Source organism: Agrobacterium sp. CFBP 3001, assembly GCF_027871605.1.
Lineage (GTDB): Bacteria > Pseudomonadota > Alphaproteobacteria > Rhizobiales > Rhizobiaceae > Agrobacterium > Agrobacterium leguminum.
In genome coordinates this window covers 62,450-82,303 of record NZ_JAQAHD010000007.1, presented here as the reverse complement: position 1 = coordinate 82,303, position 19,854 = coordinate 62,450, and the positions used below count along the sequence as shown (strand labels likewise).

General features: G+C 56.7%; 18 protein-coding genes. 12 read left to right on the top strand and 6 right to left on the bottom strand.

From position 1 onward, the window contains the following. Positions 1-30: 30 nt before the first annotated feature. On the bottom strand, positions 31-1,026 hold the full coding sequence (locus PH605_RS11460) for an ABC transporter substrate-binding protein (protein WP_161987867.1): 996 nt from the start codon (positions 1,024-1,026) through the stop codon (positions 31-33). Positions 1,027-1,216: 190 nt separating this feature from the next. Further along, the gene (locus PH605_RS11455) at positions 1,217-2,569 is read right to left on the bottom strand and encodes a formimidoylglutamate deiminase (RefSeq protein WP_010900228.1); all 1,353 of its coding nucleotides are present in this window, start codon (positions 2,567-2,569) and stop codon (positions 1,217-1,219) included. Between the two features lie 86 nt (positions 2,570-2,655). On the opposite strand from PH605_RS11455, the gene hutI reads away from it, so the two are divergent. The 8 genes from hutI to PH605_RS11415 all read left to right on the top strand — a co-directional run bounded on the left by hutI (position 2,656) and on the right by PH605_RS11415 (position 11,808). Then, the gene (hutI, locus tag PH605_RS11450; protein ID WP_142845019.1) at positions 2,656-3,879 is read left to right on the top strand and encodes an imidazolonepropionase; all 1,224 of its coding nucleotides are present in this window, start codon (positions 2,656-2,658) and stop codon (positions 3,877-3,879) included. Then, on the top strand, positions 3,876-5,411 hold the full coding sequence (gene hutH / locus PH605_RS11445) for a histidine ammonia-lyase (protein WP_010900230.1): 1,536 nt from the start codon (positions 3,876-3,878) through the stop codon (positions 5,409-5,411). Before hutI ends, hutH begins: the two co-directional genes overlap by 4 nt. A 3-nt stretch (positions 5,412-5,414) precedes the next feature. Next, positions 5,415-6,215 (top strand): N-formylglutamate deformylase, encoded by an 801-nt coding sequence (hutG, locus tag PH605_RS11440; protein WP_010900231.1) that lies wholly within the window; start codon positions 5,415-5,417, stop codon positions 6,213-6,215. Between the two features lie 16 nt (positions 6,216-6,231). Next, positions 6,232-7,917, top strand: a complete 1,686-nt coding sequence (hutU, locus tag PH605_RS11435; protein WP_010900232.1) for a urocanate hydratase — start codon at positions 6,232-6,234, stop codon at positions 7,915-7,917. Positions 7,918-7,977: 60 nt separating this feature from the next. Then, on the top strand, positions 7,978-8,574 hold the full coding sequence (locus PH605_RS11430) for a HutD/Ves family protein (protein WP_010900233.1): 597 nt from the start codon (positions 7,978-7,980) through the stop codon (positions 8,572-8,574). A 143-nt stretch (positions 8,575-8,717) separates the two neighbouring features. Next, positions 8,718-8,921, top strand: coding sequence for a hypothetical protein (locus PH605_RS11425; protein ID WP_010900234.1), 204 nt, complete (start codon positions 8,718-8,720; stop codon positions 8,919-8,921). A gap of 51 nt (positions 8,922-8,972) precedes the next feature. Then, positions 8,973-10,169, top strand: a complete 1,197-nt coding sequence (locus tag PH605_RS11420) for a DUF3422 domain-containing protein (protein ID WP_142845017.1) — start codon at positions 8,973-8,975, stop codon at positions 10,167-10,169. Positions 10,170-10,380: 211 nt separating this feature from the next. After that, positions 10,381-11,808 carry an ISNCY family transposase gene (locus tag PH605_RS11415; protein WP_010900236.1) on the top strand — a complete coding sequence of 476 codons (1,428 nt, stop codon included), beginning with the start codon at positions 10,381-10,383 and terminating at the stop codon, positions 11,806-11,808. Positions 11,809-11,814: 6 nt separating this feature from the next. Here PH605_RS11415 and PH605_RS11410 read toward each other — a convergent pair whose 3' ends face one another. Beyond that, positions 11,815-12,552 (bottom strand): hypothetical protein, encoded by a 738-nt coding sequence (locus tag PH605_RS11410; protein WP_142845066.1) that lies wholly within the window; start codon positions 12,550-12,552, stop codon positions 11,815-11,817. Positions 12,553-12,866: 314 nt separating this feature from the next. Here PH605_RS11410 and PH605_RS11405 point away from each other — a divergent pair, with 314 nt between their 5' ends. The 4 genes from PH605_RS11405 (at position 12,867) to PH605_RS11390 (ending at position 17,457) form a co-directional block, all read left to right on the top strand. Then, positions 12,867-13,868: an IS30 family transposase gene (locus PH605_RS11405; RefSeq protein WP_010900238.1), complete on the top strand. Its 1,002-nt coding sequence runs from the start codon at positions 12,867-12,869 to the stop codon at positions 13,866-13,868. Between the two features lie 127 nt (positions 13,869-13,995). Next, the gene (locus PH605_RS11400) at positions 13,996-15,369 is read left to right on the top strand and encodes an ISNCY family transposase (RefSeq protein ID WP_142845015.1); all 1,374 of its coding nucleotides are present in this window, start codon (positions 13,996-13,998) and stop codon (positions 15,367-15,369) included. Between the two features lie 262 nt (positions 15,370-15,631). Beyond that, entirely contained in the window at positions 15,632-16,087 is a 456-nt protein-coding gene (locus PH605_RS11395; protein WP_111785186.1) for a Rid family hydrolase, read from the top strand. 359 nt (positions 16,088-16,446) lie between these two features. Continuing rightward, positions 16,447-17,457 carry an IS30 family transposase gene (locus PH605_RS11390; protein ID WP_010900240.1) on the top strand — a complete coding sequence of 337 codons (1,011 nt, stop codon included), beginning with the start codon at positions 16,447-16,449 and terminating at the stop codon, positions 17,455-17,457. Between the two features lie 221 nt (positions 17,458-17,678). Here PH605_RS11390 and PH605_RS11385 read toward each other — a convergent pair whose 3' ends face one another. From PH605_RS11385 to idi, 3 genes are all read right to left on the bottom strand, one after another. Then, positions 17,679-18,299: a TetR/AcrR family transcriptional regulator gene (locus PH605_RS11385; RefSeq protein ID WP_010900241.1), complete on the bottom strand. Its 621-nt coding sequence runs from the start codon at positions 18,297-18,299 to the stop codon at positions 17,679-17,681. 212 nt (positions 18,300-18,511) lie between these two features. Next, positions 18,512-19,102: a TIGR00730 family Rossman fold protein gene (locus PH605_RS11380; RefSeq protein ID WP_142845014.1), complete on the bottom strand. Its 591-nt coding sequence runs from the start codon at positions 19,100-19,102 to the stop codon at positions 18,512-18,514. Positions 19,103-19,196: 94 nt separating this feature from the next. Beyond that, on the bottom strand, positions 19,197-19,826 hold the full coding sequence (gene idi / locus PH605_RS11375; RefSeq protein ID WP_010900243.1) for an isopentenyl-diphosphate Delta-isomerase: 630 nt from the start codon (positions 19,824-19,826) through the stop codon (positions 19,197-19,199). Positions 19,827-19,854 lie beyond the last annotated feature (28 nt).

Genomic DNA, 19,854 nt, shown 5'->3' with positions numbered 1-19,854 from the left:
GGCGATAGGTTCGCCGGGCGATAGTTTCAATTAACGGGCGACGACTTCCTTTTCCCAACGCTCTTTCCAGGCGTCCATCTTCGGTACGATTTTCTTCCAATCGGAGATGAGGAGAGAGTTCACAACCTGATCACCGTAGGGCACGTCAACTCCAGCCAGATCGAGGCCCGCGCGGGCAGGCGTGTAGCCAAGGTCCGTCGCATAGGTCTTCTGGCTTTCAGCGGTGAGCAGGTGATTGACAAACTTCATTGCGAGCGCGGTGTTCGGGCGTCCCTTGACGACATGGACGGTCGAAACCAGCCCGATGGCGCCTTCGGAGGGTACGGCAAAGTTCAGGGCCACGCCCTGCTTGTTGGCCCAGTCGACACGGCCGCGCAACCAGCGCGCCATCACCACTTCGCCCGTCCGGAACAGGTCGAGCAATTGAGGGTGCTGGCTGTAGAAGACGTTGATGTGTTTGCCGAGCTCCGCCATCTTCTTGAAGCCAGGATCGATGTTGTCCTCGCTGCCGCCGTTGAGCTTGGCCATCAGCACCAGAAGCTCAATGTTTGCGGCGTCGAAGCCGGCAGTCGTCACGGCGCCGGAATATTGATCCTTCCAGAGATCAAGCCAGGAGGTTGGCGCTGGATTGACGTCCTTCTGATTGTAAGCGATCCCGTACTGACCGAAATTGGTGATGACACCATATTCGGAAAAACGGGCCTTTGGATAAAGATTGGCGAGATTGGTGACGATCGAAGGGTCGAGTTTCTCGAAAGCGCCTTGTGCCTCGCCGCGGTAAGCCCACGCCATGTCGGCATGTACGACATCGAGCTCTTTCGCCATCGCCTTTGCGAGGCCGTCTGCACCCGAAGCGGGCACGAACGTCACCTTGACGTCATTTTCCTTTTCGAAAGATGCGATGTTTTTCTTGATCGCGTCGGTGTAAGCGCCACCGAAAGCGCCGACAACCAGTTCCTTGGACTGCGCAAGCGCCGAACTGGCGAGCGCGAGTGAAATAGCCGCTGCAGAAAGTAGTCTCTTCACGTGAGTTCCCCTTATTTTGCTGGGTTGCGGATTTAATGTATGAAGATTTCATAAGAATAGCAAGATGAAAACTTTCATACATTGAGTGGTGGCAAAATGCCATTCTCCGCGTCAAGGAACCTTGAGAGCGGAGGTGGCCTTCAGCTATTCGAGGACCTTTCTCCTGGAATTTCTGTTCAGGCCGCAGTTGTCAAAGCTTAGCGAAGAGCTCGTTCATGACAGTCTTGAACCGCTTTTGAAGCTGATCGCGGGACCGGTGGCGACCGTCTGCCACCAGCTTCTCCCCTCCAACCCAGACGCAATTCGGTTTTGGGCTCCCGGCGAAAATAAAGTGGTCGAGCACCGATTGCTCATTCAGCCAGGGATGGTCGGTTGCCGCCAAGGAAATGAAATCGGCGGGTGAGCCGGACGCTATACGAGAGGTTGCCGCAAGGGCGCGGTTACCTCCCTGGAGAGCGAGCTCGAACAATCTTTGGCCGGTCGATGCGCCGGGATTTGCGATCACGTTACGACTGCGGTTTTGCAGCCGTTGCGAATACTCCAGCATCCGTAATTCCTCAGACATGCTGATCAGTACGTTGGAGTCTGACCCCACCCCGAGGGTGCCACCAGCCGCAATGAATTCTTCTGCGCGAAAAATCCCATCGCCGAGGTTGGCCTCCGTTATAGGACACAAGCCTGCGACGGCTCCGCACTTTGCAATCCCGTTGACTTCACGGTTCTCGAGGTGTGTTGCATGGATAAGGCACCAGCGCTGATCGACCGGAGCGTTTGCTAGCAGCCATTCAACCGGACGCGCGCCCGACCATGCGATACAGTCTTCCACTTCCTTTGTCTGTTCCGCGACGTGGATGTGGATTGGTCCGTTGCCCGCGAGAGGGAGGATAGCGCTCAGTTCATCCGGTGTAGCTGCACGAAGACTGTGTGGCGCGATCCCGAGTTGCATGCCGGGGAGGCGGTTCTGGATTGCGCGGCACGCATCAAGCAGCCTGTCGAAACTGTCAACCGAATTGATAAACCGGCGTTGTCCTTCGGACGGTTGAAGGCCACCAAAGCCGGAATGGGCGTAAAAGACAGGCAGCAATGTCATCGCGATGCCCGTTTGCGTAGCCGCCGCGCAGACCCGCTCGGCCATTTCTGCGATGTTGGAGTATTCGCCGCCGTTCTGATCATGGTGAAGGTAGTGAAACTCACCAACCCGTCCGAACCCGGCTTCCAGCATTTCCATGTAAAGCTGGGCCGCAACGGCCTCAACCTGGTCCGGTGTCATGGACAGCGCAAAGCGGTACATCACTGTCCGCCAGCTCCAGAATGTATCGTTTCCGTTGCTTCGCAGCTCGGTGAGCCCGGCCATTGCACGCTGGAAGGCGTGGCTGTGAAGATTTGGCATCGCCGGGACTAGAAATGCATGTTTTTCGGCCCTGGCATCCGGCTTCGCACGCTGGGCTTCTGCCGAGATTATTCGGCCCTCCTCCACGACAATCTCGACGTTCTTGGCCCATCCGGATGGGAGTAGGGCGTGATCTGCGTGAATGATTTTCATGATCTTCTTTCGATGAATGAAATTTTCCATCTTGTTTGGTGAGTGAATATATATATACATAATCGAAACGAGCAACCACTTTTTGAATGATCGGAGCCTCCAAGTTGATACGCATTTGGATAAATGCACGCGTCTATCCGGCGATCGCAGGTGCCGAGATAATCAACGATGCAGTCATCGTCGCAAAGGAAGGGCGGTTGACCTTTGTCGGACCCGCGAGCGCCCTTTCTATTGACGATCGGGACGCGGAGACGATCGACTGCGGAGGCCGCTTGATCACTCCGGGGCTTGTCGATTGCCACACGCACATCGTGTTCGGTGGTGATCGGGCGATGGAATTCGAGATGCGGCTTGAAGGCTCGACCTACGAAGAGGTCGCGCGCGCAGGTGGCGGTATCGTCTCGTCGGTCAAGGCGACCAACGCGCTTACCGTCGATCAGCTGGTACAGGCCTCCCTGCCGCGGGTCGACACACTGCTGTCAGAAGGCGTCTCGACGCTGGAAATCAAGTCAGGCTATGGGCTCACCATCGAGGGCGAGCTAAACATTTTGCGGGCCGCCCGCGCGCTTGAAAAGGTCCGCCCCGTCCGCGTCGTCACGTCCTATCTTGCAGCCCATGCGACGCCACCGGAATACAAAGGTCGGCACGCTGACTACATCGCAGACGTCGTACTGCCGGGCATGGACAGGGGGCACGCCGAAAAACTGATCGACGCCGTTGACGGCTTTTGTGAGGGCATCGCCTTCACCGTTGACGAGATGCGTCGGGTCTTCAACCATGCCAAGGTGCTTGGCATACCGGTCAAGTTACATGCTGAGCAGCTCTCTAACCTTGGCGGTGCCAAGATGGCGGCATCTTACGGCGCGCTGTCGGCAGATCATCTCGAGTATCTCGACAAAGAAGGCGCCGAGGCTATGGCGAAGGCCGGGACAGTCGCCGTCATCCTGCCCGGCGCTTTCTACGCGATCAATGAAACCCGCAAGCCGCCGATCCAGACACTGCGTGATGCCGGTGTGAGGATGGCAATCGCTACCGACTGCAACCCGGGCACGTCGCCGCTGACCTCATTGCTCCTGACGATGAACATGTCAGCAACGCTGTTTCGATTGACGGTTGAAGAGTGCATTTGCGGCGCGACGCGAGAAGCGGCGCGAGCCTTGGGCATCCTCGACACAACCGGCACGCTGGAAGTCGGAAAATCGGCTGACCTTGCCATCTGGAACATCGAACGCCCCGCCGAGCTGGTCTACCGGATCGGCTTCAATCCCCTTCATTCACGCGTATTCAAAGGTAAGCAGGTATCAACATGACGATTGTCCTCCGCCCCGGCAGTGTTCCGCTCCACCACCTCGCAGACATCTACTGGAACAATGGTTCCGCCAAGCTCGATCCGAGCTTCGATGCAGCCGTTCTAAAAGGTGCTGCCAGAATTGCCGAAATTGCCGCCGGCAACGCTCCAGTCTATGGGATCAACACGGGTTTTGGAAAGCTCGCTTCGATCAAGATCGATGCGGCTGATCTGGCAACACTCCAGCGCAACCTGATCCTGTCCCATTGCTGTGGCGTAGGAGCACCGCTGCCTGAAAATGTCGTACGTTTGATCATGGCGCTGAAGCTGATCTCGCTGGGACGCGGCGCGTCAGGCGTGCGGATCGAACTCATCCGCCTAATTGAAGGCATGCTCGAAAAGGGCGTGATACCGGTCATTCCCGAAAAGGGGTCGGTAGGAGCATCTGGGGATCTTGCGCCGCTTGCTCATATGTCGGCAACAATGATGGGCGAAGGGGAAGCCTTTTACCAAGGCGTCCAGATGCCGTCCAAGGACGCCCTCGCGAAAGCAGGTCTCTCGCCGGTCGTACTCGCCGCCAAGGAAGGGCTGGCGCTGATTAACGGCACACAGACCTCGACGGCGCTTGCTCTGGCCGGTCTGTTCCGCGCCCACCGCGCCGCTCAGTCGGCCCTCGTCACCGGCGCCCTGTCGACCGACGCTGCGATGGGATCTTCGGCACCCTTCCATCCCGATATTCACACCCTGCGTGGCCATAAGGGACAGATTGATGCAGGTAGCGCTCTGCGCAATCTGCTCCAGGGTTCCGAAATTCGCGAAAGCCACATCGAGGGCGATGAGCGCGTGCAGGATCCCTATTGCATTCGTTGCCAGCCTCAGGTGGACGGCGCATGCCTCGATCTGCTTGCTTCTGTCGCACGCACTTTGGAAATTGAAGCCAATGCCGTGACTGACAATCCCCTCGTTCTGTCGGATAATTCAGTTGTTTCCGGCGGTAACTTCCACGCCGAGCCGGTCGCGTTCGCGGCTGACCAGACAGCTCTCGCCGTTTGCGAAATCGGTGCGATCGCTCAGCGCCGTATCGCGCTTCTGGTCGATCCTGCCCTCTCGTATGGCCTTCCGGCCTTTCTCTCGAAGAAGCCGGGACTGAACTCCGGCCTGATGATTGCCGAAGTAACATCCGCGGCGCTCATGTCCGAGAACAAGCAGATGTCGCATCCGGCGTCCGTTGATTCCACGCCCACCTCAGCAAACCAGGAAGACCACGTTTCGATGGCCTGCCATGGTGCACGCCGCCTTCTGGCGATGACGGACAACCTGTTCGGCATCCTTGGTATCGAGGCACTCGCGGCCGTCCAAGGCGTAGAGTTGCGCGGTCCGCTCAAGACGAGCCCTGAACTGGAGAAGGCGGCGGCTGTCCTGCGTTCGGCTGTCCCGGTCCTCGAAGATGACCGCTATATGGCGACCGATCTGAAGGCGGCCATTGAGGTCGTAGCCAGCGGCGCACTGGTTTCTGCTATCTCGTCCGGCATCCTTCCAGTCCTGGAGGCTTAAGCGATGGAGGTCTGCGAGGTCCGTCAGGGAACCTCTCCGGTGGTTATCGGCCTGCCGCATACCGGAACAGAGGTGCCCGCTGCCATATGGGATCGTCTGAACGACACCGGGAAGACGTTGGCCGACACCGATTGGCATATCCACGAACTCTACGATGATCTGCTCGCAGATGCCACGACGGTTCGTGCAACATTCCATCGCTACGTGATCGACGCAAATCGCGATCCGGAAGGAACCAGCCTCTATCCCGGCCAGAACACCACGGGACTGGTTCCCACAACTGACTTTGACGGAAAGCCCATCTGGAAAGATGGGCTTGAGCCAACCGCGCAGGACGTCGCGGATCGCTTGGCGACATTCCACGCTCCATATCACGCTGCGCTGCTGGCGGAGATCGAGCGCGTAAAGGCGATCCACGGCGTCGCGATTGTCTACGACTGCCATTCGATCCGGTCGCACATCCCGTTCCTGTTCGAAGGTGCTCTTCCGGACTTCAATATCGGAACTGACAACGGAACGACCTGCGACACACGCGTCGAGGCAGCCGCTGTCAATGTCGTCAGAAACGCCGACGGCTATTCGCGCGTGCTGAACGGTCGATTTAAAGGTGGGTGGACAACCAGACACTACGGAAAGCCGCATCTTGGGGTTCACGCAATCCAGATGGAGCTTGCCCAGTCGACCCACCTCGCCGAGGAAGCACCACCTTTCGCCTATGACGAAGCCAAGGCTGCCCGTCTGCGTGTCCATCTCAAAAACATTCTCACTCAGATCGAGCGCATCGCGCCCGATCTCAAGAAATAATCGGGAGCAATATGCAATGACCAATCCACGTCACAATATCCGCGAAATTCGCGCGCCCCATGGTTCCGAGCTCAATGCAAAGAGCTGGATGACCGAAGCGCCACTGCGCATGCTGATGAACAATCTCGACCCCGATGTCGCCGAGAACCCGCACGAGCTGGTCGTCTATGGCGGTATTGGCCGCGCCGCCCGCACCTGGGCTGATTTCGACCAGATCGTCGCGACGTTGAAGACGCTGACCGAGGAAGAAACGCTGCTCGTCCAGTCCGGCAAGCCGGTCGGCGTGTTCCGCACCCACAAGGATGCACCGCGCGTTTTAATCGCCAACTCCAACCTCGTGCCGCATTGGGCGACCTGGGATCACTTCAACGAGTTGGATAAGAAGGGCCTTGCCATGTACGGCCAGATGACGGCCGGCTCGTGGATCTATATCGGCACGCAGGGCATCGTGCAGGGCACCTACGAGACCTTCGTGGAAGCCGGCCGCCAACACTATGACGGCAATCTCAAGGGCAAGTGGATCCTGACGGGTGGCCTCGGTGGAATGGGCGGCGCCCAGCCGCTTGCTGCCGTCATGGCAGGTGCTTGCTGCCTTGCTGTCGAGAGCGACGAGACCCGCATCGATTTCCGTCTGCGCACCCGCTACGTTGATGCCAAGGCAAAAACGCTGGATGAGGCACTGTCGATGATTGCGGAATGGACCGCCAAGGGCGAGGCCAAGTCCGTTGGTCTGCTCGGCAATGCCGCCGAGGTCTTCCCGGAGCTCGTCAAGCGCATGAAGGCCGGCGGCCCGCGTCCCGACATCGTCACCGACCAGACCTCGGCCCATGACCCGCTCAACGGTTATCTGCCGATCGGCTGGACGGTTGCCGAACACAAGGCCAAGCGCGAAACCGACCCGAAGGCCGTCGAGGCTGCCGCGCGCGCCTCGATGAAGATCCAGGTCGAAGCCATGGTCGCATTCTGGGATGCCGGCGTGCCGACGCTCGACTACGGTAACAACATTCGCCAGGTCGCCAAGGATGAAGGGTTTGAAAACGCCTTTGCTTTCCCGGGCTTCGTGCCGGCCTATATCCGCCCGCTCTTCTGCCGCGGCATCGGTCCGTTCCGCTGGGCAGCGCTCTCCGGCAATCCGGAAGATATCTACAAGACCGACGCCAAGGTGAAGGAGCTGTTGCCCGACAACAAGCACCTTCACAACTGGCTGGATATGGCGAAGGAGCGTATCGCCTTCCAGGGTCTTCCGGCACGCATCTGCTGGGTGGGCCTCGGTGATCGCCATCGCCTTGCTCTGGCATTCAATGAGATGGTCAAGAATGGCGAACTTTCCGCTCCGGTCGTTATCGGCCGCGACCATCTGGACAGCGGTTCTGTCGCTTCGCCGAACCGCGAGACGGAAGCGATGAAGGACGGCTCGGACGCCGTCTCCGACTGGCCGCTCCTCAATGCGCTTCTCAACACCGCCTCGGGCGCAACCTGGGTGTCGCTGCATCACGGCGGCGGCGTTGGCATGGGCTTCTCGCAGCATTCGGGCGTCGTCATCTGCGCTGACGGTTCCGACGATGCGGCCAAGCGCCTGGAGCGTGTTCTTTGGAATGATCCGGCGACTGGCGTGATGCGCCACGCTGACGCGGGCTACGATATTGCCCTGGACTGCGCAAAGGACAAGGGCCTGCGCCTTCCCGGTATTCTCGGGAACTGAACATCAGAAACCGGCATGCGACAATTTCGTGTGCCGGCCCCTTACTGGAGTCGCCAGAATATGAAAATTCTTCGTGCCGCAGACTACAAACGCATGCCTTGGAAAAACGGTGGCGGTGAAACTACGGAGATCGCGGTCTATCCACCGAGTGCGTCCGTCGAAGATTTCGATTGGCGGATTAGTATGGCAACAGTTTCAAAGGACGGGCCATTTTCCATATTCGACGGAATCGACCGGACGATAAGCGTGCTGTGCGGCGGTGGCATCACTCTTTCGGTCGAGGGCGCGGAGGACGTCCATATCACAACGTCTTCCGCGCCTCACGCGTTTCCCGGAGACAAGGCGACTTCCGCAAAGCTAGTCGCAGGGGCGATCACTGACTTGAATATGATGGCAAAGCGGAACCGATTTCGCCTGCAGGTGCAGCGAGTTACATTGTCTGATCTTCAGGAACTCGGCTCCTTCCACGTGCCGATGTTTGTGATCTCTCTGACTACGAATGAAGTCGGACTCGATGAAACGTCTCTCGGATATCTAGATTCTGTTCTTCTTGAAGCCGGAGAAACTGCGCCTTTTTTCGCCGACGGGCCGATGAAGCTGCTGCTGGCGAAGATCATACCAATTGTATCAGTGAGTACGAGAGCAGCGGTCAGTTGACGGTGGCCGATCATACTAACAACGTTGTCGGGGCTACTGCCGCGCAGCCGTGCATGGAGATCGACAGAGCAGCTTTGTAAACGGGAATCATGTGACCCGATCCCAGGCCCCGCCTATTGTCATTTAATGGATGAGCATCTGTGATGACTGAACGCTTGCTCCAATCACCGTTCGAGATCGTGTGTTTGCAGTGGATTGCCCATGGGAAGTCCATTGATGACATCGCTTTGCTCGAAGGAATAACAAGGGAGCTGGTTGAGGTCCGCTTGGATCGGGCAATTCTCAGCCTCAATGCGAAATCTGTCGGCGAAGCCTTGGAAATTCTTTCATTGACGCGACACGAATGAGCTTTCGTGCTCTGATGTCCTATTTCCATCTGCTGACACGAACGCGAGCCCATGAAATCGGATTTCAATGCTGAGCTTCATGCCCGCCCGTCTATCTACTTCGCCGGGCCGGCCATTGTGGAGCACGTCGCGGTTATGCATGCGGACCAAAACCGGCAACATGGCGCGGTGGCGATGGAAAGCGGGGACGACGATGTTCGGACCCAGATTGAGCACCATACCGAGTTTGTTACTATCACGCGCGTCACCAAAATCGAGGAAACCCTTTCGGCTTGGCCGACCTTGACTTTGGGTCTTGCGGAGGTATCTGCGTTGGCTGCGATAGAGTCGCCGCAACTGATTTGCCGGCTCGGCATCCTTGTTCTGGGTAGTCCTCCGTCCGAGCTCGGCTCCAGTCTTTCGACGTTTGAGTTTGCGGATACAGCCGCTTCATCAATCGGCGGTGGCGCAGCGCAAGTCTGTTCTGATTTCCGGGTCAGGTCTGACCTTTCGAGTCGAGTCCTCTTATTCAACAATGACCTGAACGCATATCGCTTGGGAAGGATGGTTCGACGGATTTGTGAAATTGAAACCTATCGATCCATGGTGCTCCTTGGTTTTCCAGAAGCTCGCAGGCTTGCGCCTCAGTTGAAGGATTTCGATAGTAAGCTCGTCGAGTTGACGAACCGAAACCAGGACCTGCCCGCAACCGAACACAAGCAACTCCTCGACGACATTTCGACGTTATCGGCGAGAATTATTTCGGAGACAGCAAGGACCCGCAATCGCTTCGGCGCAACCTCCGCCTATGCAAAGATCGTGGAAGAGCGGATCTCTGAACTGCGAGAGACCCATGTTTCAGGCTTCCAACGCTTCGGCGTGTTTGTTGCGCGCCGCTTCAAGCCGGCGGTCAGAACGTGCGAGGCAACGGCCATTCGTCTCGATCAACTGTCGCATGCAGCCATGCATCTACTCGACCTTCTACAAACGCGGATCCAGGTCGAGATCGAGTATCAGAATGCTGTGCAAATCCAAGCAATGGCCCAGACGGCAGAAACTCAGGTGAGGATCCAGAGGGCCGTCGAAGGCTTTTCGATTATAGCCATCAGTTACTACCTACTGAGCCTGATAAAGGTATTCTTCGAGACGTTGGACCACGCTGGATACCATCTAAGTCCCGTCGTGATGCTCGTGTCTCTTCCGATTATAATTGCAGCGGTAGCTATTGCGGTCATCCGGATCAAGCACGCTTTGTCGGAGCGACCTTGACTCTGGTCCATGGGAAACGCGTCATTCGATGTCATTCAGTTCCATAATTAAACTTATGCGACAGTTCTTTGTAAGGGCTATTTAGTAATGCGACAGTTGGGCCAGTTAGAGATGCGACAGTCTCGCCTCTCGACGCACTGGTCAAAACCAACGTTGGGAGCAAGGATGACGACCTTCAGCCTGGTCAAGACCACGAGCAGTCGGAGTCGTCATGTCCTTTATGATCACCATGTCGCAGAAAGAATTGCATCGCCTCGAAGTCATCCAGAAGATCCGTGACGAACGCCTGAGCGTTGTCCAGGCTGCCGAACTGCTCGGCCTCAGTCGAAGTCAGGTCCACAGGTTGTTGCAGGCCTATGACCGGGATGGTCCAGCCGGCCTCGTTTCCAAGAAGCGATTGCAGCCGAGCAACCGACGCCACACCGAAGAGTTTCGCAATGCGGCGCTGGATCTAATCCGCGAGCGCTATCTGGATTTCGGTCCCACACTGGCGCGCGAGAAGCTGATCGAGCTGCACCGGATCTCGGTCGCCAAGGAGACGCTGCGGCAATGGATGACCGAGGCTGGCATCTGGGTCTCGCGCCGGGAACGCAAGAAACGGGTTTTCCAGCCGCGCGGTCGGCGCGACTGCTTTGGCGAACTGGTGCAGATCGATGGGTCGCATCACTGGTGGTTCGAGAATCGCGGTCCCAAATGCGCCCTGCTCGTCTATATCGATGACGCCACCGGCAAGCTTTTGCATCTGCGCTTTGCCGGATCGGAGAATACGTTCGACTATCTGCATGCAACGAAGGCCTATCTGCAGCAATGGGGCAAGCCGCTGGCTTTCTACAGCGACAAGCACGGCGTTTTTCGATCGACGCATCCCTCGAAGAAGGACAGGACAAGCGGTCTGACGCAGTTCGGCCGGGCGCTTTATGAACTGAACATCGACATCATCTGCGCCAACACCCCGCAGGCCAAGGGCCGTGTGGAACGTGCGAACCAGACATTGCAGGATCGGCTGGTCAAGGAGATGCGGCTTCGCGGCATCGATACGATCGAGGCTGCCAATGCCTATGCACCTGAGTTCATTGCGGATTTCAACACTCGTTTCGGCAAGCCACCGCGCAATCCGAAGGATATGCACCGGCCGCTGGCCGAGCATGAGAACCTCGATGGTGCCATGTGCCGCAAGGAAGTCCGCACGCTGTCGCAATCCCTGACGCTACGCTACGACAAGGTGCTGTTCATTCTCGATCCGACCGAGATTTCTAGGCCACTGGCGGGCCAGAAGGTCGTGGTCTGCGATTATCCGGACGGGCGACTGGAGATCATGCACGAGAGCTTTGCCCTGCCCTACAGGATCTTCGACACGTTGCGCTCGGTGCATCGTGCGGAGGTCGTCGACAACAAGCGACTGGACGACATGCTGTCGATCGTCGCCGAGATGCAGGCAGAGCGTGAACAACAGCGGAGCAGGAGCGGTCCCAGGCGCACCGGCCAGACGGATCATATGTTCGGCATTCGGGACGGCAGCACAGCCAATGGCTATCAGAAGCGGGGCCGCAAGCCGGGCCGGAGGACGGATTTCATGAATGATCCGGAGGTCATTGCAAAGCGGGAGAAGGCGTTGATGAGGCAGCCAGCGGCGGAATAAAGAGCGTCAATGTACGCCAATGTCGCTTTGCGTATCCGATTCCAACTGCAGGCAAGCTGCCCAAAGGGGTGTCTTGTAGAAGGATCCGTCCTGGAGAAGCGTGAGCCCCTCTCGTGCCTCATAGAGCAAACCGAGCCAGCACAAGCGTCGAAAGACGCCATATTGGAGATCGGATTTCAACTCCCAGGCTTCTAGGGTCATTTCGGTGTCCGGCTGAGGCGCCAGGTCTGGATAGAGGATCTTCACAACGTCCATTGGCGTGCAACCTTCTCTGGCCTTGATATTGAGCAGATTGAGGAACATGCGCCACCAGCGCAACCGCGCCCGCACCTCCTCTTTGCGATCGGTCGTGTGGACATACGAATAGAGATAATCCGTGGCGATGAGATCGAAGAAGGCTTGCGGGTTCACCAGAAACTCCCGGCCGCGTCTGGTTGGCAGCAGCACATCCTTTTTCCGGCGAAGAAGCTTCAGATGCCGGGCCATGTCGCGCACGACCCAAAGCGGCGGCATGTCGCTTTCATTGAGCACCTTGTTCATGCTGTAGAGGTCTTCGGCTGTGAATCCTGGCCAGAGGAAGTGCACAGCGGCCCAATGCACGAACTTGCGGTTCATGGCGCCGGTTGCCGTCAATCCTATGCCACCCTCACCGTCAGCATAGGCAACAGAAAGAAGCATGCCGCGAAGAAGGGGTGACAGCGCGGCGACGTCGACGTCACCCTGCAACTTGATTTCCGGAAGCATCGTACGGCTTTGATCCCTCGCCTGCGCCATGCAGGTGCCATCGAGTATCGAGCGGCAAAAGAACAATTGCTAGTGAGAAAGCTAAAGCCAAAGGGGAATGTTATCACCCGCCCCCGCTCCGCCCTTGCAACCCGGCCCAGCCGGTCGGATCGGGGGCTGCCGTCAGCGCCAGCGGCGATGCTGAGTGTCGCGTTTCTAACTGGCCGGCGACGTCGCAGCCCTATCCAGCTTTGACATTCTTTGTAGCCGGGTACATTCTATTTCCAAGTGCGACATGCCAGTAATTTCAATGGCTTCATTTTGGAGGTTTTGGCATGTCGCTTTGCTATCAGCAGTTCACCCTCGCCGATCGTCGCCGTCTTTATCATCTCAGAGAGCGAAAGGTGCCAGTTGGCGAGATCGCTCGCCAGCTTGGACGTCACCGCTCGACGATCTACCGTGAGCTCAAGCGCAACACGTTCCATGATCGCGAGTTTCCCGAGTACACCGGCTACTTTGATACGATCGCCGATGACATCGCCAAGGAGCGGCGCCGAAGGCTGCGCAAGCTCAGGCGGCACCCAAGATTGCGCGAGCTGGTCATCGACCGCCTAAAGGCCTATTGGTCACCGGAACAGATTGCCGGTCGCCTTGCCGAAGACAGCGCAAACCCCGTTCGCATTTGCCCGGAGACCATCTATCGCTTTGTCTACTGCAAGGAGGATTATGGTCTGGGCCTCTATCGCTACCTGCCGGAGGCACGTCGCAAGCGTCGCCCTCGAGGCTCTCGCCGACCGCGCGGCAACGTCTTCCCGGCCGATTGCAAGATATCCCAAAGACCTGATTCTATTGGCAATAGAACCGAGTTCGGACATTGGGAAGGCGATCTGCTGATCTTCAAGCGGGAGCTTGGGCCGACCAATGTCACCTCACTGGTTGAACGCAAGAGCCGCTATACGGTCATGCTCAAGAACAACAGCCGTCATTCGCGACCGATCATGGATAAGATCGTTCATGCCTTCTCGCCGTTGCCAGCACTGGCGCGGCGGAGTTTTACCTTCGATCGCGGCACGGAGTTCAGCGGCTTCAGGGCTTTGGAGGAAGGCATCGGCGCAAGGAGCTGGTTCTGCGATCCCAGCGCGCCATGGCAGAAAGGCGCCGTTGAGAACACCAACAAACGTATCCGACGCTTCATGCCTGGTGACACGGATATTGCCAAAGTTACCCAGCAACAGCTGACCGAGTTGGCGCATCATTTAAACTCACAGCCGCGCAAATGCCTCGGATACCGCACCCCCGCCGAAGCCTTTGCTGCCTATTTGCGCGAAAGTGGCTGATGCCCTACCCTCCAAAACGGCCATGATGCACTTGGGTTAGGTTCTCCACCGCAAAGTTAAAGTGTCGTGTTTCTGCAAAGTTGGAATGTCACACTCCCCGGACCTGATTGACGTCTGGGAGATGCAGATGGGATTGATCACCATGAGCGAGCGCGATTTGCAGCGGATCGAGGTTTTGTCGAAAGTCGTTGATGGCCGCATGACCATTGTCGCAGCGGCGCATGTACTGGCAATCAGCGTCCGGCATATTCAGAGATTGATTGGTCGTATTGAGGCTGCCGGCGCTGCCTCGATCAGGCATAAAGCGATCGGTCGGCCGTCAAACAATAAAATAGCCACCGGCGTCCGTGATTATGTTTTGATGCTGGTGCGAGAACGCTACCTTGATTTCGGGCCAACGCTGGCGGCCGAGAAGCTCCAGGAAGAGCACGGCGTGACGGTTTCACGCGAGACCTTGCGCAAGTGGATGCAGGATGCCGGTCTATGGCTTTCGAGGAAGCAGCGGCGGACGTTTCATCAGCCGCGGTTGCGACGAGAGGCCTATGGTGAACTGGTCCAGATAGACGGCTCCGAGCATCGTTGGTTTGAGGATCGTGGGCCCGCCTGCTCGCTATTGGTCTTCGTCGACGATGCGACCGGAAAGCTGATGCAGCTGCGGTTTGTTCGGTCGGAGAGCGCTTTCACATATTTCGAGGCGCTTTCGCTTTACCTTGAAGAGCATGGCGCACCTATCGCCTTTTACTCCGACAAACATTCCGTTTTTCGTGTCGCCCGGAAAGACGCCAAGGGCGGGCAAGGCATGACGCAGTTTGGTCGCGCGCTATCGGAGCTGCACATCGAGATCCTTTGCGCCAATTCCAGCCAGGCCAAGGGACGCGTCGAGCGTATGAACAGGACATTGCAGGATCGGCTGGTCAAGGAATTGAGGCTTGCCAATATCAGTGACATGGAGACCGGCAATGCGTTTCTGCCAGCCTTCATCGAGCGATACAATGACCGCTTTGCGGTGACCCCTACCCGCCCCGACAACCTCCATCGGCCTGTCAATCTGGCGCCAAGCAGGCTGAATGACGTGCTTTGCAAACGCGAGCAAAGACACGTCGGCGCACAGCTTTCATTCTCCTATGAGCGCAAACGCATCATGCTTGAGGAGAACGACGTCACGCGCGGCGTAGTTGGAAAGTATGTCGAGACATACGCTTACGCTGATGGTCGACTGGATATTCGATGGAAAGGTCACTCGTTGCCTTACAAGATATTCGATAAGGACCAGCGCGTGACCCATGCGGTTGTGGTCGAGAACAAGCGTCTCGGCGAAGTGCTGGCCTACATCAAAGAGCAGCAAGATCGAGACCACGCACCTGCGCCAAAGACCAACAGTGAGAAGATCGGCTACAAGCCGAGAGGCCGCAAACCCGGTCCGCGCACGGATTTCATGAATGATCCGGACGTCATTGCGAGACGGCAAAAGGCTCTTGCTCAAATAGATGCGGCTGAATGATCCACTTCCGGCCAAAAGCGGAAGACTGCAGCTGGCCCATTGCTGTCATAAGACGTCGTAATCAAGATTGTTGGAGAGACCATCATATCTGGCCGGACGAGCAATCCGCAGAAATAGCGCATCGCCCACCATATCGCGTGGTCAACAAAGAAGACTCCGTTCATTGCGTCAAACGCAATACACTCGTCAGATTTATTGCAATTTACGAGACAGTCAAACTCGTTCAGTTTCGGGTTCTAAACATTTCTCGAAGGAGCCAACGATGACGAACAAAGCAAACAGACCCCGCGTTGAATCTGCAAACCACGGCGTTGCCTGGGAAAAAGCATTTGGCTACGCACAAGCGGTCAAGGTTAAGGATACGATCTATGTTTCCGGTCAGCTGAGCCACGATAGCCAAGGGAATTTGGTCGCACCTGCCGAAATCGATGCCGCTGGAAAGCCAGTTTCGTTCGACACCATGGAAGCTCAGATTCGCCAAACTTATGAGAACGCCCGCGTCCTCCTACAACAATTCGGCGCAACCTTCGATGACGTGGTTGAAGAGACACTTTACGTACTGGACGTCGATGCAGCCTTCGGCCCCGCCTCGGAAATCCGGAAAAAAGTCTACGGTTCCGATCTCCCTCAGCTGGCTAGCAACATCATTGGTGTGACGCGCCTCGCCTTTCCCCAACAGCTCGTTGAGATCACGTTCCGAGCGGTCGTGGACCGTTAAATGGCGGTGCGGGTTCTCAGATAGAAAAGCACGGTTTGTCAAAAAGATCGCGCAAGTCTATGCCTTATACGGCAGCGTGGTTACTTCCTCGATCGTCTCCCTCTGGGGTGACGATCGAAGGAAGCTAAAGCCGAAGGGGTGTCCCTCACCCGCCCCCGCTCCTCCCTCGCAACCCGGCCCAGCCGGTCGGATCGGGGGCTGCCGTCAGCGCCAGCGGCGATGCTGAGTGTCGCATTTCTAAATGGCTGAAGACGTCGCGCCTCTAATCAGCTTTGACATTCTTTGTAGGGGGGTGGGTTCAAGCTTGAAGTGCGACTTGCGAATGATACCAATGGGTTATCAGTCACAAGGAAGATGCAATGGAACACACCTACTCCCACATTGATCTTGATGAACGTCGTAAGATAGCCCGCTGGCGAACGGCCGGGCTGACTGTTAGTGTCATCGCAGAGCAGCTCGGCCGGCATCGCTCAACGATCTTTCGTGAGATCAAACGCAACACTTTTGTCGATAAGGTCGTGCCCGATCTAACCGGCTATTACTGCGTGACTGCGCACGCTATGTCGTGCGAACGACGTGCGAAACTACGCAAGCTGGTGCGGTTCTCGCACGTTCGGCAGTCGGTGATCGAACGCATCATGCATGGCTGGTCGCCGCAGCAGATCGCTGGCCGTATGCGCCTGGAACGCCATCCGATTTCGGTCAGTCACGAGACGATCTATAAGTTTGCGTACTCGTCCGATGGGCATGGGATCAAGCTGTGGCGGCATCTTCCAGAGCATCGCGCTCGACGGCGACCACGACATGCAAGACGCAAGCACGGACAACGGTTTAGTCCAGACCTCAACATCTTGCGGCGGCCGGATGCTGTTGCCCAGCGCAAACAATTTGGTCATTGGGAATGCGATCTCATCCAGTTCCGGAAGAAGTTTGGGAAGGCAAACGTGACATCGCTCGTAGAAAGGGTCAGCCGCTTTGCAATCTTCCTACGCAACAACGACCGGCAATCCCGGCCCGTCATGGATGGCCTTGTTCGTGTTCTGCAAGCCCTGCCCCACCTCGCCCGCCGATCGATCACGTTCGACCGCGGAACAGAGTTCACTGATTGGCCCTATCTTCAGGCAAGCATCGGTACGCAAACCTGGTTCTGTGATCCACAATCTCCGTGGCAAAAAGGCACTGTCGAGAACACCAACCGCCGGGTGAGGAAATGGCTTTCAAGAGAAGTCGACCCACTCACGGTCACCGACGCGGACTTGATAGAAATTTGCAGCCGGCTCAACGCAACGCCGCGCAAATGCCTTGGCTATCGAACGCCTGCAGAAGTTTTCCGCAAGAAAGTTCTCGCGCAGATGAGGCATGCCGGTTAGCTTCGGATGCCCTGCAAGTTCTTATAACATTACGATTGGTGATTTTGCATCTTGTTGGACTGGTCCAGGATGTTTAGTGACACCTGGCCCAGCCGGAACCTTCATCCGTGAGACTTATCAACCGCAACGTCCAAAGCTGTAAATAATGAAGTCACCGGTGCTGAACCGCGGTATCGGAAAACGCTTGGGCGATGAGGAAAAGCGAGCGAACTCCGATTGTTTTATCCAGTGACCAAATCGGCGCGCTGGTACGAGGAAAGCATCGTTTGAACGATACGCATGCCATCGGACTTCAAGTCAAACGTCGAATCGTCCTCCAGCCAGGTCTGAAACGTTCCTCGCATTGCAAACCAAAAGGTATATGCCGCAGTGTCGGAGGTCCAAGGAGCTAGTAATTCCTTCCTCGTCTCTGCGGATCCAAAAACGTTCCCTAACGTAGCCCGCACCTCCTGCTGAAACTTGCGGTCTTCATTATGGAAGGCCACTGTATCGGAGACTTTCCTATCATAGATCTGGAAAATCCGCCTGCAGTTTTCATTGTCGGCAAAGTAGTTAATGGCTGATGTGGCAAACTCGGCGACTGCCTTTAATGGCTTCTCAACCATCCCTGCGTCGTGAAGCCTGCCGAGCTTTCTTGCCTGCCAGCATAACTCATCGCGCAAGGCCAATAGAATGTGCATTTTTTGTCCGAAATGCCACTGGATGGCGCCGGTTGTTACGGCCGCTTCGGCGGCAATTTCCTGCAAGGAGGCTTCATCGTATCCTTTTTCGATAAACACAGCCTCGGCAGAGCGTAAAATCCGCCTCCGGGTAGCTGCAGCCTCATCCGACGTCCTTCTCATGCATCACCTCCCCTGTGGCCTATCGCATCAGTCCTCTCGATGAACGTTTTTCAGCTCGACATTCCGCGAGAAACAAGAAATATGAAATCGGCTACGGTTTGCCACAGCAATTTCGTTACAAAATAAACAGAGCCAACACAGGGGGAACCAGCGCTCGTAGTGCCATCTCGCTTTTTGGACAACACGTTTCAGGTAACCTGCAAAGCGCGCAGTTAGCGTCGGAGTCGCCTAAAATCGCTCTCTTCTGAACGTGACTTTAAAGTGGCACTATCATTTGCCATGGCAGAAATGAGCACCTCGGCGTCCTCTTCGACGAGGAGGATGTTGCGATGACTTGCTGTCAAGAATGCTTCGCCAACAACATGATCAAGAAAGGAATCTAGCCTTTTGTAAAAGCCCGCTATGTCCAGCAGTGCACATGGTTTATTGTGGTAACCCAACTGAGCCCATGTCCATACTTCGAACAGCTCTTCGAGGGTTCCCAATCCTCCTGGTAAAGCGATAAAACCATCCGACAGCGCCGCCATCAGCGCTTTGCGCTCGTGCATGGTCTCGACAACGCGTAGATCAGCAAGATCGGTGTGGGCGATCTCCTTCTCGGCCAGCGCGCGGGGAATGACGCCGATAACCTCTCCGCCATCGCTTCGGGCCGCGTCCGCGATAGCACCCATTAAACCAATCGAAGCGCCGCCGTACACCAATCCGATGCCCGATCTCGCCATCGCTTTGCCAAGTTGGTTTGCTGCGCTCACATAGGCCGGATTTTGGCCGTTGCTTGAACCCGCAAAGACGCAATATCTCAAACGCTCCTCCAATTGAGAAAACGAACTTCTTGAAGGCCAGCTATTTCCCGAATTGAGAAACTCCCTACGAGCTCCACGCCCGGGAGCGGCTTAGCTAAGAAACCTTAAGTTGAACGTCAATCTTCGTTCTGGCAGCTTTTGGTAGCCGCCGCTCCTCCGCTACGGGCCATTGCGATGGGTTCGCACCAAGTGGTGCGAGCAGGTCGACTTGTGCACGACACCATGGTGACACCAACAAGCGCTCAGCCTGTACGCTTTCGAAAAACCATTGCCAATGCACCCATTCCCACGCTGACACCTCATTCAAATCGGGGTTGACGCCGGAGGTTTTGCAATGTGCAGCGAATACGGGGCACAACTCGTTTTCGGTGATCCCATTCGTCATTGAAGCGCGATAGGAAAATTCCGGCAGCACAAGACGAATGTCGTCTGCACGTATCCGCAATTCCTCGTGAACCCGGCGCTCGATAGCCTCGGTCAACGGTTCGCCAGGTTGCGGGTGTCCACAGCAACTGTTGGAAAGAACACCGGGCCAGGTGATCTTATCAGATGCCCGGCGCGTCACTAGCAGCTTGTTGTCACCGTTGAAAATGTAGACCGAAAAGGCCAAATGCAGTGGGGTATCGGAATGATGAATCTCGGATTTTGGAGCAGTGCCGGTGGCCTCCCCGAGTTCGTTGCACAATATGACCATTTCAGGCGATTGATTGGCCGGTAGGGTCATCACAAATCTCTTCGTTTCGCGACGTTAA

Coding starts and splice junctions, on each gene's coding strand:
- PH605_RS11455 (WP_010900228.1), bottom strand. CDS start 2,569: ATGAAAATCATTCACGCAGATCACGCCCTACTCCCATCCGGATGGGCC.
- hutI (WP_142845019.1), top strand. CDS start 2,656: ATGATCGGAGCCTCCAAGTTGATACGCATTTGGATAAATGCACGCGTC.
- hutH (WP_010900230.1), top strand. CDS start 3,876: ATGACGATTGTCCTCCGCCCCGGCAGTGTTCCGCTCCACCACCTCGCA.
- hutG (WP_010900231.1), top strand. CDS start 5,415: ATGGAGGTCTGCGAGGTCCGTCAGGGAACCTCTCCGGTGGTTATCGGC.
- hutU (WP_010900232.1), top strand. CDS start 6,232: ATGACCAATCCACGTCACAATATCCGCGAAATTCGCGCGCCCCATGGT.
- PH605_RS11430 (WP_010900233.1), top strand. CDS start 7,978: ATGAAAATTCTTCGTGCCGCAGACTACAAACGCATGCCTTGGAAAAAC.
- PH605_RS11425 (WP_010900234.1), top strand. CDS start 8,718: ATGACTGAACGCTTGCTCCAATCACCGTTCGAGATCGTGTGTTTGCAG.
- PH605_RS11420 (WP_142845017.1), top strand. CDS start 8,973: ATGAAATCGGATTTCAATGCTGAGCTTCATGCCCGCCCGTCTATCTAC.
- PH605_RS11415 (WP_010900236.1), top strand. CDS start 10,381: ATGTCCTTTATGATCACCATGTCGCAGAAAGAATTGCATCGCCTCGAA.
- PH605_RS11410 (WP_142845066.1), bottom strand. CDS start 12,552: ATGCTTCCGGAAATCAAGTTGCAGGGTGACGTCGACGTCGCCGCGCTG.
- PH605_RS11405 (WP_010900238.1), top strand. CDS start 12,867: ATGTCGCTTTGCTATCAGCAGTTCACCCTCGCCGATCGTCGCCGTCTT.
- PH605_RS11400 (WP_142845015.1), top strand. CDS start 13,996: ATGGGATTGATCACCATGAGCGAGCGCGATTTGCAGCGGATCGAGGTT.
- PH605_RS11395 (WP_111785186.1), top strand. CDS start 15,632: ATGACGAACAAAGCAAACAGACCCCGCGTTGAATCTGCAAACCACGGC.
- PH605_RS11390 (WP_010900240.1), top strand. CDS start 16,447: ATGGAACACACCTACTCCCACATTGATCTTGATGAACGTCGTAAGATA.
- PH605_RS11385 (WP_010900241.1), bottom strand. CDS start 18,299: ATGAGAAGGACGTCGGATGAGGCTGCAGCTACCCGGAGGCGGATTTTA.
- idi (WP_010900243.1), bottom strand. CDS start 19,826: ATGACCCTACCGGCCAATCAATCGCCTGAAATGGTCATATTGTGCAAC.